Here is a 15,233-nt window from a genome sequence, read left to right as displayed (position 1 = left end):
ATCCTCCTTGTGTGCTATTCCGCATCGATGTAGATGACATAGGACACCCGGATGAGGAGCAGCGCCAGGGCTGAAGCCAGGAAGGAATTCAGCAGGCTGTAGTTCAGGGTGAGCATGCCAAAGAAAACCACCAGGGCAACCAGAAGGGTGGCCCGGTTTAAACGCATATAGGTATCCTTGCTACGCAGGGCGGAGATCAGCAGGTAGCCTCCCGTGAGGAGGATGGCGGCGCCGATGCTAAGACCCAGGAGATAAATGAACAAGTCAAACATGGGATCTTCCTCTCTTTCATTCTCTTTGCCCATTATACCACATGGGGGAAGGAGAGAACGATGAAAAAAGGAGAAGAGGGAGCGCCAGGAGCTTTGGCAAGAAACCCTGTTACCTGGGGGGAGATCTGTGGTAGAATAGGAGAAAATTTACAAAGGATGAGGTGCGGATATGGATCAGCTGAAAGCAAAGATCAGGGAATTGGGAGAAGTGCGCGAAGGGAATATTCTGAAGGTGGATCAGTTTCTTAACCATCAGCTGGATGTGGAGCTTCTGGATGCTATAGGAAAAGAATTCTTCCACCGCTTTCAGCATGCGGGGATCACGAAGATCCTCACCATCGAGGTCAGCGGCATTGCCATCGCCGTCATGGCCGCCCGGTATTTTCAGGTGCCGGTGGTTTTTGCCAAGAAGGTGGAAAGCCAGAATCTGGATAAGGAAGTCTATGAATCCAAGGTCTATTCCTTCACCAAGCAGCGGGAGTACATCATCCGGGTGAGCCGCAGGTATCTGACGAAGGAGGATCGGGTCCTCGTTCTCGATGATTTCCTGGCCGATGGAAAGGCCATGGCGGGGCTCCTGGACATTGCCCGTCAAAGCGGAGCTTCCGTGGGTGGTATCGGCATCGTCATTGAGAAGGGGTTCCTGGAAGGCGGAGCCGAGCTGAGAGCTGCGGGGTATCCGTTGGAAAGCCTGGCCATTGTGGATAAGATGGATCAAGACGGTTTAGTGTTTCGTCCGTAAATGAAAAATACCCTGCGCTGAGTTTTTTGCGCAGGGTATTTTATTGGAGCGGCAGCCCTTAGAGCGGCAGCCGTTTGATCATGAACTTGTCGAAGGTCTCTTCCACATTGAAATCAATCTCCGGGAAGTTGTGTTTGACCAGATACAGGGATTCGAAGACCAGCGCGTAGAGATCTTCCACAGCTTCAAACTTATTGATGGCGAACATCTGCTTGAAGCGGCTGGCGATGTTCACCGGGGCAATCTCCATGCTGAGGAGCTCAGGATACATCCACTTGTAGCCGCCGGCATAGGTTTTGTTGATGGCGGAGAGGATGTTGAAGAGCTTGCGCTGGATCACCACCATCTGGGCATAGAACTCCGTGGGGTTATCGCGCTGGATATAGAGCTCGATGTTGCCGTTGTGGAGTTTCACCAGATTGTCAAAAATGACGTTGATGGCCAGTTCCCGAGGGTAAACCTCGGTTTTTTCTTTCCATACATTAAGAATGTCTTCGCCAAAGAGCGGATAGGCATAGGCGATGGTGTCCAGGAAGGCCAGAGTCTGGTAATCAGCCAGATGGAACTCCCAGGCATCACTGATCATGTTGTCGTAGTAGTCCACGGTGTTGTGCATGATGTCCACCTGGATGTCATTGAGGAGCAGGTTGTCCTCGTTCTGGTCATCGTCCACGGGGAAGATTACCTCGGCGCCGATGGCTTCCACCAGCTTCAGCCGGGTGTCTACATCGGGGAAGACGTCCCAGAAACAGAGGAGTTCGAGGTCTGAAAAGGCGTCTGCCTGGCCTCGGGATACCGAACCGCCGACAGCCATGGCCATGAGTTCAGGCCCGTCGAATTCCACATTTCTCAATTTCTCTCGAATTTCTTTGGCTAGAATAACTCTTGGATTCGTCAGGTCAAAGTTCATCGATTTCCTCTCCTTTACCTCATCTTTTCCCTTTGATAGGGAACGACGAAGTCAGACATTGGAATAATTCTGACTTCTTGCTCTTATCATAGCAGAAAACCCTTCGGTTTTCTTATTTTTCTTGGGATTGTTCATCATAACTTAAAATGTGCCGAGGAGAAGAAAAAAGTGATCGCAATTTTTTTTGGCGATATTTTGAACAGAATGTTCCGCGGAAAGTTTACAATTTTGATGAAGATCCATTTTTTAGCTGGAGCGTAAAAGGGATCCTGATTGAATACGAAGCCATCTGCGTATTGTTTCCCGCATCCTGTGAAATTTATGAAGGAATATTGAAATCCATTGAAATTCAATTAAAATAAAGGTGTATAAATCATGAAATATTAAAACTTTTTCCCTAAAGGAGTTATTTATGAATTTTAAGAAAGTGCGCAATTTAGCCGCCAGTTTCCTGCTGTTTGCGTTTACACTGACTGCTCCTGGAGTTGCCCATGCAGAGGATCTGCGTCTGCCTTCCCCGGAAACGACTGCTGCTGCCGAAACTTCCACCGTGCCTTGGCCTGCGCTGGATGATGCAGGTGCGCTCCTGCAGCGGGAAATGGTTCCTGCCCTTCAGACGTCGTCGGTTAGTAATCTTGTAGAGCCCCAGGTGCTCTCCAGCACCTACACCTCCGCCACCACGGCCATCGTCAATGCCCTGGCCAATATGGCGCCCAGTGTGAGCCTCACCACCTATGGAATCCCTCGGGCGGAAATTGGGGAGCTCTTCTTTAGTATTCTCAATGACCATCCGGAGTTCTTCTATGTGAAGGGAAGCATTTCCTACACCATTGATTCCGTCAAGGGAACCATCAAGACGCTGGTACCCTCCTACACGAAGACTGCCGATCAGGTGGCCTCCATGCGGTACCTTTTTGAGGAAGAAGTGACCAAAGCCCTGTCCGTGATCACTCCGGGCATGACGGATGTGGAGAAGGCCCTGGCCATCCATGACTACCTCATCCTCAACACCCGGTACGACATGAACAGCACCATCCTGCCGGACTCCTACAACGCCTACGGCGTTCTGGTGGACAACTTGGCCGTCTGCAACGGTTATGCCTTGGCCTACAAGTACCTCATGGAAAACCGTCTGGGCATCCCCACGGAGCTCGTGGTGAGCAATGCCATGAACCATGCCTGGAACCTCATCACCATCGGGGGCCAGAACTACCATGTGGATGTGACCTGGGATGATCCTGTATGGGACCGCCTGGGCAATGTGGGTCATGACTATTTCCTTCTCAGCGATGCCGCCATTTCCGCAGGGACCAACCCCCACTATAGCTGGACGGTAGCCGGCACCGCCCCCAGCACCACTTATGACAATATGTTCTGGAAGAATGTGGACAGCCGGTTTGTGGTGGACAGTGGAAACTGGTACTACATGTCCACGGCCGGAAAGCTCATGAAGTACAGTGCGATTAATGGAACCCAAACCACCGTCTATACGCTGCCATCCGGGTCCTATAAGAGCGGCGTTTCCCTGAAACTGGATGAAAAGAACGGAAAGCTCTTTTTCCATACGGACAGCAGCATCCTTTCCATGAACAAGGATGGTTCTGGACTTTCCACGGCCTTCGTTCCTTCCGCCGGCCTTGGCGCCATCCAGGGACTGGCGTTCCTGGACGGGGCACTGAAGTACACCCAGCGTTCCAGTTACTACACCAACAGCTGGGAGAACCTCTATGAGGCCCCTGTGGTCACGGCACCTCCCGTCACCGGCGTTCAGTATCGAACCCACATTCAGAACATCGGCTGGCAGGCTTTTAAGGCCAACGGGGAAACCTCCGGAACCTCCGGACTGAGTCTTCGTCTGGAAGGCATTGAGATCCGCCTTGGCAATATGCCCAATCTGGGCATCCGCTACAGCACCCATGTTCAGGATTATGGCTGGCAGGGATATGTCCAGGATGGGGCCGTCAGCGGCACCGTGGGCCAGGCCAAGCGTCTGGAGGCCATCAAGATCGAGCTCACGGGAGCGGATAAGGACAAGTATGACATCTTCTACCGGGTCCATGTGCAGAACCTGGGCTGGCTGGATTGGGCCAAGAATGGTCATGCGGCGGGTTCCGCCGGCTATTCCTACCGCCTGGAAGCCATCGAAATCAAGATTCTGGAAAAAGGCCAGGGAAGCAGTCTTCCCCAGACCAATTCCTATACCTCCTTCTATGGCGATGGACTGACCAACTACAGTACCCATGTCCAGGACTTCGGCTGGCAGAGCACCGTCACCGATGGCGCCGTCAGCGGCACCACGGGACTCAGCAAGCGCCTGGAAGGCATCACCCTGAAGCTGGGCAGTTCTCTCCCCTATGGATCCGTGGTCTACAGCACCCATGTCCAGGATTACGGCTGGATGGGTGAGGTCACCGATGGGTCCTTAAGCGGCACCACGGGCCAGGCCAAGCGCCTGGAGGCCATCCGCATCCGGCTCACCGGAACTGTGGCGGAACAGTATGATATTTACTACCGCGTCCATGCGGAAAACTTTGGCTGGATGGGCTGGGCCAAGAATGGCCAGGATGCCGGCACTGCCGGATACAGTTACCGTCTGGAGGCCATCCAGATCTGTCTTGTTCCCAAGGGGGCTCCCGCCCCCGGATCCACCGCCAATGCCTTCACGGCGAAAGTCCTGAAGTAGGGGAGGATCCCTGTTCCAAAGAATGACAAAATGATAATATCGTTCCCGGCACCCGGATCCCTAAAGGATCCGGGTGTTTTATCTTGGGCGCCAGAGGCTATAAAGGTCTCAATTTTCAGTTTTGCCTTCCTTGGGAGCTGAAGTGGGAAACTGGAAAACTTAAAAAAAGTTTAACTGAAATAGAGAGAATGAATCAATTCCAAAGAATGTTCATAAATTTTACATATCTAAAACGCTCTATTGGGTAATTTTGGAGAAAATATTAAGCTTTGGTTCACATTTTTACCGGAAATGCGTTGGATTTCAAAAATAATGTCAACAAATTATGGAGAATATGTCGTAATTTTTGATTTTATCCCATTTTTTATTGATAATTTCCTAATCTATCGGTATAATATTTTTATCTTGTGAATATTCAAGAAATTAAAGGAGGGTCGCTGATCTTATGACAACTCGACAAGGAGGTAGTATTTTGACCAGACTACGAAAATTCCTCGTTCTCTCTCTCGTCCTGCTGCTTGCACTGTCCGGCGGATTTGTGCCGAAACAAGCCTATGCTGGAAATCGTGCATTCCTCGATGCTGCCCGTGCTAAACTCGAAGCGGAACTTTCGGACCGCAAGGTATCCGAAGTTTATGCCGAATTCTTCCAGCCGGAAGATGAAGTCCGCATCGTGGTGGAACTGACCTCGAAACCTGGTGTGGTCATCGCCACAGGAAAGGATAAATCCTATAGCTCCCTTTCTGTGACGGAGACTAAGAAAATCGAATCCACTTTGAAAGCGGAACAGGAAGCGGTGAAGACGGCGATCCTGGGCAAATCCGTCAAGATGGAATTCAAGAACAGCTTCACCGTAGCCATGAATGGCTTCAGTGGCATCGTTAAGTTCAAGGATATTGCCGTCATTGAAAAGCTCACCGGCGTAAAGCATGTGTATCTTTCCAATGAGTACGAAAAACCCGCAGAAGAGCCCAATATGCTCAGCAGCGGAAGCATGGTCAATGCAGCCCAAACCTGGAACCTGGATCTCAAGGGTGAGGGACAGATCATCGCCATCATCGACACCGGTATTGATTTTAATCATCGCGACATGATTCTCAGTGAAGGCGTCGAAGGCGAACTCACCGCAGAAGAAGTGGGCGCTCTGGGCCTCAAGGGCAAGTATTTCACAGAAAAGGTGCCCTATGGCTACAACTACTTTGACCTGAGCATGGAAGTCATCGACAAGGGCCCTGGAGCCTCCATGCACGGTATGCACGTGGCGGGAACCGCCGGTGCCAATGGCGACACGGAAAATGGCGGAATCAAGGGCATTGCCCCGGAAGCGCAGCTTCTGGCCATGAAAGTGTTCTCCAATGATCCTCTCTATCCGTCCACCTTCTCCGACATCTACATGGTGGCCATCGACGAGGCCATTAAGCTGGGCGCCGATGTCCTCAATATGAGCCTTGGCTCCACCGCAGGTTTTGCCTCGGCAGAAGCTCCGGAAGCTGTGGCCCTCCAAAATGCCGTGGATAATGGCATTGTGGCCTCCGTCTCCGCCGGAAACTCCGGCACCCTGACCTATGGATGGACCGGAACCTATTACGGCTATCCCTGGAAGTCCAACCCCGATGTGGGCGTCGTCGGATCCCCGGGACTCAATGCTCCCACCATCTCCGTGGCTTCCATCGAAAACACCAACCAGATGATGCCGTACCTCACCTATCTCAAGGCTGGCGTTCCGGTGAAAGCCCCCATGGCTGTGGCCGGACCTACGGATCCTGCAAAGGCTCTTCCGGCTGACGTGGAATATGTTTACGGCGGACTGGGTACTCCCGCAGAACTCACAGGCGTTGCCGGCAAGGTCGCCCTCATCATTCGCGGAAGCCTGACCTTCGTGGACAAGATCACTAACGCCGCCAATGCCGGCGCCATCGGCGTCATCATCTACAACAACGCTGGAGGCGGAAATGCCCTGATCAACATGGCTTATCCGGAAACCCTGAAGATTCCTGCAGTCTTCATCGGGAATACCGCTGGCGTGGACCTCTATAACCTGGCGGAAAAGAAAGTGACCTTCTCCTCTGAGTTTATGTCTGTGTCTAATCCTAATGCCGGACTGATGTCCGCGTTCTCCTCCTGGGGAACCACACCGACCCTGGCCATCAAACCGGAAATCACCGCTCCTGGCGGAATGATTTTCTCCACCTTTAACAACAATTCCTACGGCACCATGAGCGGAACCTCCATGGCAGCACCCCATGTGGCCGGTGGCTCTGCATTGGTTATGCAGTACCTGGAGTCCAATCCGAAGTTTGCCAACCTCACTGCAGGAGAAAAGACCCGCATGGCGAAGACTCTCCTCATGAACACCGCAGTCTCTGTCCTGGACAAGTGGGACTACGATGTATCCCCAAGATCCCAGGGTGCAGGACTCATGAACATCTTCGGCGCCGTGACGACGCCGGTGACCCTGGTCAACGCCACCACAGGCGAAGCCAAGGTAGAACTGAAAGACTTTGAAACCAAGTCCTTTACCCTGAGACTGAAGGCGACCAACTATACGGATGCCGAAGTCACCTATGTCGTGGACACCACCGTGCTGGAAGACTTTGCGGACAAAATCGGCACCACGGAAGTCATTGGCTTGGGTTCGGAGTATGTCAATGCTGCAGTGGATGCTCCAGAGACCGTGGTGGTTCCCGCCAACGGCACCAAGGAATTCACCGTGACCATCGACTTCTCCGCTGATACCACCGTTACCCGCAACATGTTCGTGGAAGGATTTGTCCATCTGGTCGATCCTCTGGATGTTAACCCCACCGTGGGCGTTCCCTTTGTGGGCTTCTACGGCGACTGGGATGAGCCCGCCATCATTGATGGCCTGGATTCCAGCGATGCCTTTGGACCTTCCTACTTCCAGTATTCCGATTTCGGTCTGGAATATAACGGCGGCTACTACTTCAATGGGGACGAGAACCTCTTTATCAGCCCAGGCACCGAAACCGGAGCCATGTATGGCACTGATAATGTTCTGCCCATTCTTTCCTTCCTCCGTAATGCCGAACAGGTGAACTACAAGATCACCAAGACGGACGGAACACCTCTTCGAACCCTTCTCACCAGCAACTGGGTGACGAAGAACTTCATCAACGGCGGAACCCGTAACCCCTATACCCTCGTGGCTAACGCCAAGTGGGATGGTAAGGTCAAGGGCGCTGTAGTGGCCGATGGTGAGTACATCTACGAGATCACCGCCAAGGTTCAGGGTTCTTCGGAATACCAGACTTACAAGCGATCGGTCACCGTGGATACCAAGGGCCCCGAAGTGGAAATCGTCTCCTATGACGAGGCTACCCGTACGCTGACCTTCAAGGCCACCGATGCCGGAGCAGGATTAGGATTCTTCCTCTTTGCCGTCAATGGTACGGTTCAGCCCGGACAGCTCAATGCTGCTCCTGGACAGGACACCTACACTTACACGCTGCCCGTGGCTGCTCCTGATGTGAGCACCGTGGACATCGCCGCCTTTGACTATATCTACAATATGACGGAAGTCACCGCAGAACTGCCCATGGATGTGGAACCTGTGATCTATATCATGGAACCCCTGACCCTGGACTTCCTGACGGAAGGCACCGTCTCCGTATCCGGTTATGTCACCAACGTCAACTACCTGGATAAGGTTCTCCTCAACGGCACCGTGGAAGCCACCGTGGAGTATCTGCCCAGCGTCGTGGTGAAGGATCCGGAAGATCCCGCCACCACCGTTATCAACGGACCTGCCTTCAAGTTCAGCGCCGTTCTGGATCTTCCCGACGGCTATCAGGAAATGAAGGTGGAAGCCATCACCAATAATGGCAATGTCACCCAGCTGACCCGCCGTTTCTATGTGGACACCACCGCTCCGACCCTCACCTATGAAGTGCTGGATCGTGTGTCCAACTCCTCGGAAGCCACCATCCGCTTCACCCTGAAGGACAACCTGGATTACCTGAAGCTTTACGAAGATGACAGCCAGATCTTCCTCCGGGATGGATTTGAAGAACTGTACATCGTGGGCGCAGGCTATCGCACCTTCGACTACAAGGTGAACCTCGTGGACGGCGAGAACGTCTTTAACTTCACCCTGGAAGATGCCGTTGGTCATACGACGTCGGAAACCATCACCATCGTGAAGGAAATTCCTGAAGTGGCTCTGCGTTATCGCGGCCATGTCCAGAACATCGGATGGCAGGGATATGTGGAAAATGGAGCCGTCAGCGGCACCACCGGACAGTCCCTGAGACTCGAAGCCCTGAACATCGAAGTCCTGAACAGCACCAAGCTGGGCATCAAGTATGCCACCCACGTGCAGGACTACGGCTGGCAGGATCCCGTCATGGATGGCGCTCTCAGCGGCACCACCGGAAAATCTCTCCGCGGTGAGGCGGTGACCATCGAACTCACGGGAACGGATGCCGGACTCTATGACATTTACTATCAGGTCCATGTACAGGACTTCGGCTGGCTGGGCTGGGCCAAGAATGGCGCTCCCGCTGGAACCACCGGAAGATCCCTCCGCATGGAAGCTGTGAAGATCGTGGTTGTTCCCAAGGGCGCTCCGGCTCCCGGAAGCACCACCACGCCCTTCAATCCCTAACTTCCAAGGCGCGTAGCGCTGGGTGAAGAAACTGTGAACCCTTTTTTGGAGGCGGTGCTGTGCACCGTCTCCTTTTTTGACTTTTTTTGAAACAAAGATCAAAATGTGGGGAAATTGTGAAAAATTGAAAACGGAGTAAATTGGGGGATGGGATAAAGCGAAGAAATGCTATAATCAATGTATAATTTCATTAAAGAAAAAGCAAAAGGTAGGACGGGTGCATGAAGAAACTGGTGGCATTATTGGTTCTTTGTATGTTGAGCTTAAGTTTGGGTGTTTCTCCGGGAAAAGTCTCGGCAGCGGAGCTGGCGGGAGACGCGGCAGCTTTGCCGTTAACCGGGGAAACGGGGGCGCTGGAGAGTGTGACAACGCCGGTGGAGGATTCTGTTCTTCAGTACCAGGCCTTTGTGGAAGGGGCAGGATGGCAGGGGCTGGTCTCCTCGCCGGACTTCGCCGGCACCGTGGGGGCGAGCCTTCGGCTGGAGGCGCTCCTCATTCAGTGGAATCAGCCGGGCCTGGGGCTACGCTATACCACCCATGTGGAGGACTACGGCTGGCTTCCGGAAGTGACAGAAGGGGAGATCAGCGGCATGCCCGGAAGCGGCAAGCGTGTGGAAGGCCTGAAGATCGAGCTCACGGGAGAACAGGCTGCCGGCTATGACGTCTTCTACCGGGCTCACGTGCAGAACATCGGCTGGCTGGGCTGGGCGAAAAATGGCGCCGCCGCGGGATCGGAAGGCCTCAGCTACCGCATGGAAGCGGTGGAGATTCTGGTGCTCCCCAAAGGGGATGCCCTTGCTCCTGTGGTCTCCAAGGCTTTTGAAAGCAAGTATGGAACCCCTGGCGTTAACCTGGAGGTCGCCACCGCCCAGGGCGGCTGGCAGCTCAGTGCCCTTCAAAATGGCGCAGCATATCCTCAACCGCTGAATGGACTGAAGGCGACACTGCCCATGACTTTACCCTCTGGAACAGTGAACTATAGTGTAAAACCCGTGGGCAGCGACTGGCTTCCTGCGGTGAAGAATGGCGAGGCAGTCCTGACACCGGATCCTCTTTCCGGTGTAGAGGCCCTCAGGTTCTCCCTCACGGGGAACATTGCGGATAGCTTTGACCTCCAGTACCGGGTTCGTGTGGAACGCTATGGCTGGCTGGGCTGGACCACGGCGGGAAATCCCGCGGGAACCCAGGGGGAAGTGCTGAAGATCACTGGGGTGGAAGTGGTTCTGGTGCCCAAGGGTACTGCCCTTCCTGAAGGGACCTATCCGCCGGTGCTGGTGTTGACGCCTCCTGTGGTGGGGTACACCCTGGCTGCCCAGACCAAGGGCTGGCTGGCGGAGGTGAAGGACGGGGCCACGGGAGGAACCGTGGGTCAGGCCCTGGCCCTCTACGGCTTCAGCATGAAGGTCACGGTGCCCTACAAGGAACTGGGGATCCGCTACAGCGGGTACTTCAAGGACAAGGGCTGGAGCGTCTATGCCGAGAATGGTCAGGTGCTGGACTATACCAAGACCAAGAATATGCTGGAAGCGGTGAAGATCGAGCTCACAGGCGCCGATGCGGCGGCCTATGATGTGTATTATCGGGCCCATGTGCAAAACTACGGCTGGCTGGACTGGACGAAAAACGGCATGGCTGTCGGGTCCACCACCTTCCATTACCGTTTGGAAGCTCTGCAGGTGCAGATTGTGAAGAAGGGCAGTAACGTTCTTACGGAAGGCGCCAATGCCTATGCCAGTCCCGTTCCCCTGAAAGCCATCCGCTACAGCGCCCATGTCCAGGATGTGGGCTGGATGTCGGAAGTAGGGGACGGCGAACTGGGGGGAACCTCGGGAAAGAGTCTTCGTCTGGAGGCCTTTACCCTGAACCTGGGCGAACAGCTTCCCTCGGGAACGGTGAAGGCTGCGGCCTTCATCCAGGGCATCGGCTGGCGAGACGCAGCCAATGCCGGAAGCTTGGTGGGAACCGTGGGAGAATCCCGTCGCATCGAGGAGATCAAGGTGTGGCTGGAAGGTTCCATTGCCAATGAGTATGACCTCTATTATCGGGTTCATGCCGCCTATGTGGGCTGGCTGGACTGGGCCAAGAATGGGGAAAAGGCGGGCACCGCTCTTTATGAGTACCGTCTGGAAGCCATGGAGATCCGTCTGGTGAAAAAAGGTCAGCCTGCTCCCGGGAAGACGGATAAGCCCTACGCCATGAACATCCCGGATAATCTCTTTACCCAGTACATGACGCGAAATGACTGCTACAACCTGGACCGGAAGATTGTCCCCAAGGGCGTCATGATCCATTCCACGGCGACGCCGGGCGTCATGGCCGGCGAGTGGTTCAGCCGCTGGAACAAATCCTATGATGCCGGCGAGATCAACCGTCAGGTGGCGGTCCACGCCTTCACCGATGACAAGTCCATATGGCAGTACCTGCCCTGGAATCACCGGGGATGGCACGCGGGAGGTTCTGCCAACAACACCCACATCGGCATTGAGATTGCGGAGCCCGGAACCTTCTACTATAAGGGGGGGCAGATGATCGGCTACGATGTGGCCGCCAATGAGGCCTATTTCCGAAAGGCCTGGGACAATACCGTAAAACTCACTGTCATGCTTCTTCGCATGTATGATCTTAACGAGAACAATATCATCGCCCACTATGAAGGGTACTACCTGGGCATCGCCAGCGGGCACTCGGATGTCTCACACTGGTTCCCCAAGCACGGGGAGAGCATGGACTCCTTCCGGGCAGCGGTGGGAAGAGCCCTCCGCCCCTAGTTGAAAAGCCCGGAAAGGTTGAATTTTTCACGTTTTTCTGATATATTGATGTAAAAAAATGACAGCCAAAGGCTGTACGATCGGCCGTCGGAGCCTTAAGGTTTCGAAAAAGGAGGTTATCAATGAAACGAAGGAAATTAGCCGTGGGGTGGATTCTTCTGCTCGTCATGAGCTTATCCCTCTTTCTGCCCCTGGGGAGAAAGGAACTGAAGGTCTACGCTGTCACCACGGATGGCACCACCATCCGTTACCGTTCCCACATTCAGGATGTGGGCTGGGGAAGTTACACCCAAGGGGATGGCATCACCGGAACCACGGGCAAGGCGCGTCGGCTGGAGGCCCTGGAGCTGAGCATTGTGAATAACGTGAACCTGGGAGTCCGCTATGCGGCCTTTGTCCAAGGCACAGGCTGGCAGGACTACATGGAAAACGGTCAGACCAGCGGTACCGTGGGGCTCAGCAAAAAGGTGGAAGCCTTGAAGATGGAGCTGACGGGGACCGATGCAGCCAAGTACGACCTCTACTACCGTGTCCATATTGAGGACTACGGCTGGCAGGACTGGGCCAAGAACGGCAATGCCGCCGGTTCCGAAGGCTATGGGTATCGCATCGAGGCCGTGGAGATTCGTCTCTACGACAAGGGAAAAGGTCCGGCCATTACGGGCAAGGCCTTAAAGAGCACCAGTGTTCATTATGATGTGCGCTACCAGGCCCACATCGAGGACTACGGCTGGCAGCCCATCGTCAGCGATGGCGCCATCGGTGGCAGCGTGGGGAAATCCCTCCGCATGGAAGCCTACTGGGCAGCCCTTTCTCCTTACCTTCCCAGCGGATCCTTGAACTATGCCGCCTATGTCCCCGGACTGGGCTGGATGGATCCCGTGAAGGATGGGGCCAACAGCGGGACCACCGGGCAGGCGCTTCGGGTGGAGGCCACGAAAATGTGGCTCACGGGTCAAGTAGCCGAGGACTATGGCATTGAGTACCGCACCCACATTCAGGACATCGGCTGGACCGGCTGGAAACATGACGGAGAAATCTCCGGTGCCGGCGGCAGCTTAAAGCGTATTGAAGCGATGGAAATTCGGCTCTACAAAAAGTCCGTGGGACCGACTCCTCCTTCACCCAATGATCCGGCAGATCCTGTGGTTCCTACAGATCCCGTGGATCCGGTAGATCCGGTGGATCCGGTAGACCCTGTTGACCCTGTTGACCCGGTGGATCCCGTGGATCCGACACCTGAACCGGTCTACCTTTACTCCATGTATGTGGTCAATGCCTCTGCAGGTCTTCGCTTAAGAAGCACCGCCAGCACCAGTGGAGCCATTCTGGCTACCATGCCTTACGGTTCTCTGATCAAGGTCTACAGCATTGACAGCAACCAGTGGGCCAAGGTGGATTACGGTACCCTCAGCGGTTATGCTGCGGCAGACTATCTGGTGAAGAAGTATGACGTCTACAGCGATCCGCTTCCCCTGGTCTTCGAAATGGATCCCATGAAGAGCGTCTACACCAGTGAAGATGTCATTGGCGGGGGCTACGCCATCGGCTATACGGGCATCGAATCCATCACCATCACCCTGGATGGGAATCCCATTCCCGTGTTCCGCTCCGATCGTACGGATCTGGCGACCAAGTATCCCGGGTATCCCGTGATGAATCAGCCGGGGTTTAGCTTCAACATTAATAAAGCCAATCTCTACGTGGGCAGCCACGTGATCAAGGTCACGGTGAAAACCAACAGTGGGGCTACGGAAACCAAGACCTTCAACTGGGAAATGGCCAAGGATCCTTCCGTTGTCACCCTAAAGGGGCTGACGGATCTTGCTCCGGTACCCACGGAGGCCACCACCCTCACGGGGGTAGCCCTGAGTCCGGAAGGCGTCGGCAGTGTCAATGTCTACGTCAATGGCGTTCTCCAGGGTACGGCCACCTATGGTCTTCCCAGCGACGGCAGCGCTTATCCGAAGTATCCCGAGAATACCACTGCAGGTTACTCTTACACCCTTCAGCCGGGACTTCTGACGAAAGCCATGAATTCCGTCAAGGTGGAGGTGGTGGGCAAGGACGGTTCCAAGGCCTATGATGCCGTGATCCTCAGGGGAACGGGCACCGACAGCTATGTCAATGAACCCTATGCCAAGACCTTCAAGACCTATGTGGACATGGAATACAAGAATGTCCAGATCTATACGGGATCCGGTCCGGTGATCTATGAAAGACTCTGGCGAAATATGGATCCTGCAAACTTCATCTATGATGATACCTACAAGTACCTGTTCCTGGATCTTTCCTACAATGCCGCAGACTATGAAGCTCCTGTGGAGCTTCTGGACACCATGCTGGCCGGCAAGGGCGTTCTCAGCGGAAAAGGACAGGTATTCCTCAATGCCGCCAAGGCTTATGGCGTGAACCCCTTCTACCTGGTGGCCCACTCTCTCCTGGAAACAGGCAACGGCACTTCCGTCCTGGCCCAGGGGGTGAAGATCACCGTGGTGTATTCCAAAATTGGCGACATCAACTCGCCCACGACGCCGGTACCGCCGGAAAATGCCGACAAGCTCTATCACAACGTCTTTGGCATCCGTGCCTATGACGGCAATGCGGTCCTCTGGGGTTCCCAGTATGCCTACAGCGTGGGCTGGGATTCCGTGGACAAGGCCATTGACGGGGGAGCCAAGTGGATTGCGGACAACTACATCAACCGCGTCAGCGGAAGACAGAACACCCTCTACAAGATGCGGTACAATCTGGCCGGCGGCATGACTCACCAGTATGCCACGGACATTGAATGGGCCTACAAGCAGGCCAAGCGCATCAAGGATCAGTTCGACGCCATGGGCGTCACGGCCGTGAAGAAGTTTATCTTCCCGTCCTTCCTGAGACCCTAAGGTCCAAGAGAAGGATTTAAGATTCCGTCATGAATCTCCGGGCGATCCCCTTCGTGGGAAGCCCGGAGTTTTTCATTGGCTGAAAATCAGAACATCGCGAGAATGTTCGCCTTTCGGCGAAAATCGGAGGATAGAGGGGAGGTAAAGGGTTTCTTTCGCCATTCTCCTTCGGGAATGGCGAAAGTCCCGAGGAGTCCTCAGGGACAAGGTTCTTCGGGATTTCGGATTCCGGGAGTGAATGGGGGATGGAATCCGAAAAAGCCGGGGGAATTCTTAAAATTCACGGATAAATATGAGGATTTTATGATGATTTCTTACATTTCTTTGATTAAACCCGGTCTGT

7 protein-coding genes are annotated in these 15,233 nt (G+C 54.2%); 5 read left to right on the top strand and 2 right to left on the bottom strand.

Features of this window, described 5'->3' with window-relative positions; all coding sequences use genetic code 11:
- Positions 1–14 precede the first annotated feature (14 nt).
- Positions 15–272, bottom strand: coding sequence for a hypothetical protein (locus KCG48_RS04515; RefSeq protein ID WP_211800124.1), 258 nt, complete (start codon positions 270–272; stop codon positions 15–17).
- A gap of 169 nt (positions 273–441) precedes the next feature.
- Between KCG48_RS04515 and KCG48_RS04510 the strand changes: the two genes are divergently transcribed.
- Entirely contained in the window at positions 442–1,014 is a 573-nt protein-coding gene (locus tag KCG48_RS04510) for a xanthine phosphoribosyltransferase (protein WP_211800123.1), read from the top strand.
- 58 nt (positions 1,015–1,072) lie between these two features.
- Here the strand turns inward: KCG48_RS04510 and KCG48_RS04505 are convergent, their stop codons facing one another.
- Complete coding sequence (locus KCG48_RS04505; protein ID WP_211800122.1) at positions 1,073–1,924, bottom strand: nucleotidyltransferase domain-containing protein; 852 nt, start codon at positions 1,922–1,924, stop codon at positions 1,073–1,075.
- 412 nt (positions 1,925–2,336) lie between these two features.
- Here KCG48_RS04505 and KCG48_RS04500 point away from each other — a divergent pair, with 412 nt between their 5' ends.
- From KCG48_RS04500 to KCG48_RS04485, 4 genes are all read left to right on the top strand, one after another.
- Positions 2,337–4,607 carry a transglutaminase domain-containing protein gene (locus tag KCG48_RS04500; RefSeq protein ID WP_211800121.1) on the top strand — a complete coding sequence of 757 codons (2,271 nt, stop codon included), beginning with the start codon at positions 2,337–2,339 and terminating at the stop codon, positions 4,605–4,607.
- A gap of 472 nt (positions 4,608–5,079) precedes the next feature.
- The gene (locus tag KCG48_RS14980) at positions 5,080–9,231 is read left to right on the top strand and encodes a S8 family serine peptidase (RefSeq protein WP_211800120.1); all 4,152 of its coding nucleotides are present in this window, start codon (positions 5,080–5,082) and stop codon (positions 9,229–9,231) included.
- A gap of 254 nt (positions 9,232–9,485) precedes the next feature.
- On the top strand, positions 9,486–11,999 hold the full coding sequence (locus tag KCG48_RS04490; protein WP_211800119.1) for an N-acetylmuramoyl-L-alanine amidase: 2,514 nt from the start codon (positions 9,486–9,488) through the stop codon (positions 11,997–11,999).
- A 122-nt stretch (positions 12,000–12,121) separates the two neighbouring features.
- A complete protein-coding gene (locus KCG48_RS04485; RefSeq protein ID WP_211800118.1) occupies positions 12,122–14,890 on the top strand; it encodes a glucosaminidase domain-containing protein in 2,769 nt (922 codons plus the stop codon).
- The last annotated feature ends 343 nt before the right edge of the window (positions 14,891–15,233 follow it).

This window comes from Proteiniclasticum sediminis, assembly GCF_018128025.1.
In the GTDB taxonomy this organism is placed as follows: domain Bacteria; phylum Bacillota; class Clostridia; order Clostridiales; family Clostridiaceae; genus Proteiniclasticum; species Proteiniclasticum sediminis.
The sequence above is the reverse complement of the archived record's forward strand: the minus strand, read 5'-3'. Positions and strand labels throughout refer to the sequence as shown.

What these genes read in the sequence shown, in the direction of transcription:
- KCG48_RS04505 (WP_211800122.1), bottom strand. Translation starts at nt 1,924, where the DNA reads ATGAACTTTGACCTGACGAATCCAAGAGTTATTCTAGCCAAAGAAATT.
- KCG48_RS04500 (WP_211800121.1), top strand. Translation starts at nt 2,337, where the DNA reads ATGAATTTTAAGAAAGTGCGCAATTTAGCCGCCAGTTTCCTGCTGTTT.
- KCG48_RS04485 (WP_211800118.1), top strand. Translation starts at nt 12,122, where the DNA reads ATGAAACGAAGGAAATTAGCCGTGGGGTGGATTCTTCTGCTCGTCATG.
- KCG48_RS04515 (WP_211800124.1), bottom strand. Translation starts at nt 272, where the DNA reads ATGTTTGACTTGTTCATTTATCTCCTGGGTCTTAGCATCGGCGCCGCC.
- KCG48_RS04510 (WP_211800123.1), top strand. Translation starts at nt 442, where the DNA reads ATGGATCAGCTGAAAGCAAAGATCAGGGAATTGGGAGAAGTGCGCGAA.
- KCG48_RS04490 (WP_211800119.1), top strand. Translation starts at nt 9,486, where the DNA reads ATGTTGAGCTTAAGTTTGGGTGTTTCTCCGGGAAAAGTCTCGGCAGCG.